This window comes from Peribacillus sp. P4_D6, from assembly GCF_056401795.1.
In genome coordinates, this window is the sequence record NZ_JBFUIQ010000268.1 from 1 (window position 1) to 2,505 (window position 2,505).

3 protein-coding genes are annotated in these 2,505 nt (G+C 42.4%); all 3 read right to left on the bottom strand.

Features of this window, described 5'->3' with window-relative positions:
• Nucleotides 1-298 (bottom strand): nucleoside phosphorylase-I family protein (locus tag AC1DVB_RS26575; protein WP_477591791.1); only part of this gene is annotated, 298 nt, incomplete at its 3' end.
• A complete protein-coding gene (deoB, locus tag AC1DVB_RS26580) occupies nt 299-1,501 on the bottom strand; it encodes a phosphopentomutase (RefSeq protein ID WP_095678604.1) in 1,203 nt (400 codons plus the stop codon). It abuts the gene before it with no gap.
• 296 nt (nt 1,502-1,797) lie between these two features.
• Nucleotides 1,798-2,505 (bottom strand): site-specific tyrosine recombinase XerD (gene xerD, locus AC1DVB_RS26585; RefSeq protein WP_477591793.1); only part of this gene is annotated, 708 nt, incomplete at its 5' end.

The window sequence follows — 2,505 nt, forward strand, 5'->3', positions numbered from 1 at the left end:
GGGTTACTCCATGGAGAGGGAAAGTGACCTTCTCCATGGAGTAACCCTCATAAAAGTGGAAACGTCCTTGCATCGCGACAACCTTTTTGCCACTTAATTGTCCAATGACAAGCTGTCCAGCGTGTCCTTCAACAGTCGATACCGGGAATTCCGGGATTTCGTGGTAAGGAATCGTTATCGGATTTTCAATTTCATCCGCCAATACTCCAAGTCCGGAACCAAGAATCAGTCCTATCTCCGGTGAGCCTTCAATTTTACTTTTTATGAATGACGCAGCAGTCTCTATTTTATTAAACATCTATTTATTCTCCCCTAAATTTAGATCGCCCAATATATTTTTTCCGAAGGCAGGCATTTTCACATCAAAATTAGCAGCGACCGTCGCCCCAATATCTGCAAATGTATCTCTTATCGGGAGTTCGGCACCTTCTGTAAATCGTTTGGAATAGACTAACAATGGTACATATTCACGTGTGTGATCAGTTCCTTCATGGACCGGATCATTCCCGTGATCGGCAGTGATGATCAATAAATCATCCTCTTTCAGTTTATCAAGGACTTCAGACATCCGGGCATCGAATTCTTCCAATGCCTTTCCGTATCCCTCTGGGTCGCGGCGGTGACCGTATAAAGCATCGAAGTCGACTAGATTAAGGAAACTTAACCCTTTGAAATCCTGTTCTACCGTTTGGATTAATTTATCCATTCCATCCATATTGGATACGGTCCTTAATGATTCAGTGACACCTTCCCCATCAAAGATATCCGAAATCTTCCCTATTGCAAGGACATCATATCCAGAATCTTTCAATTCATCCATTACTGTCCGGTCGAACGGTTTCAATGCATAATCATGACGGTTAGGCGTTCTTTTGAAGTTGCCTGGTTCACCAGTGAACGGTCTGGCAATAACGCGTCCAACCTTGAACTCATCAGCCATTGTCACTTCACGGGCAATTTCACAAATCTTGTATAATTCGTCTATCGGGACGATATCTTCATGTGCAGCAATCTGTAATACGGAATCAGCTGATGTATATACAATCAGCGCACCCGTTTTCATATGTTCCTCGCCAAGTCTCTCAATGATTTCCGTGCCGCTTGCCGGGACATTCCCAATAATTCCCCGACCCATTTTCGCCTCGAGTTCATTGACTAATAATTCCGGGAAACCATCTGGAAATACACGGAATGGAGTCGATATATTCAACCCCATGATTTCCCAATGTCCAGTCATCGTATCTTTTCCTGTAGAGGCTTCCTTCATTTTCGTATAGTATGCGAGAGGTTGCTGAGCTTTTTCAATTCCCTTGATTTCACGGATATTGCCTAAACCCAATTTTGCGAGAGTCGGCATGTTCAATCCATTCATTTTTTCTGCGATATGGCCGAGTGTATCCGCACCTTTATCGCCGAATAAATCTGCATCAGGTGCTTCGCCAATCCCAACTGAATCCATAACTATTACAAATATTCGTTTAAATGCTGAATTCCCTTTCATGAGTCATTCCTCCTAAAATAGTAAATCACTTTTTATACTCTCTATAATACCCTTATTCTGCTCAGTTACTCTTCATTTAAATGAAATCGCAAGAACGTCAGAAGTCTGACCTCTCTACATTGTAAACGATTACCATGATGGAGACAAATAATATATTTCGGAATGAAACAAAGTGCCATAAGATGTGCGTTAGAATCATCAGCATCCCATATAGCCGTCTTGCCGACATAGAAAAGGCTGCTCCTTCAACTGCCTTGCAGTTAAATTCACAACCTTTCTATCATTCTATTAATCCTTTAAGCTCGCGGATGGAATTTCGAATAGACATCCTTGATCCGTACGTTCGTAATATGTGTATAAATTTGAGTTGTCGAAATATCCGCATGACCAAGCATTTCTTGGACGGCACGTAAATCAGCCCCATTCATCAATAGATGTGTCGCGAAAGAATGTCTCAGTGTATGTGGTGTAATTTCTTTTTCAATTTGTGCCGATTTTACAAGTTTTTTTAGAATCTTCCAAAATCCCTGCCTTGTCAGCCTGTTTCCATGATGATTCAAAAAAAGTGAATCTGTCCTGTGCTTGGGGCTGGCCATTTTCCCCCGGGAACTTTCCAAATAATGTTCAATCGCACCCAATGCAGTTTGTCCAATCGGAATGATCCTCTCTTTATTTCCTTTCCCTACACAACGGACAAAACCCATCGATGCATGGACATCACTCACATCCATGGATATCAACTCACTGACACGCATACCCGTCGCATACATCAGTTCGAGCATTGCCTTATCGCGTAAGCCGAATTCATCCATTTTCTTCGGGGCTTCCAATAGTGCTTCAACCTCTTCCATGCTTAATACCTTTGGAAGGCTTCGTTCCGGTTTTGGCGTTTCTATATGTATGGACGGATCCTGATTTGTTACTCTTTCCCTTAGAAGAAATTGATGAAAAGACCGAATGGAAGCTATATGACGCGCCACCGTCTTCGATGACTTCCCTTGATC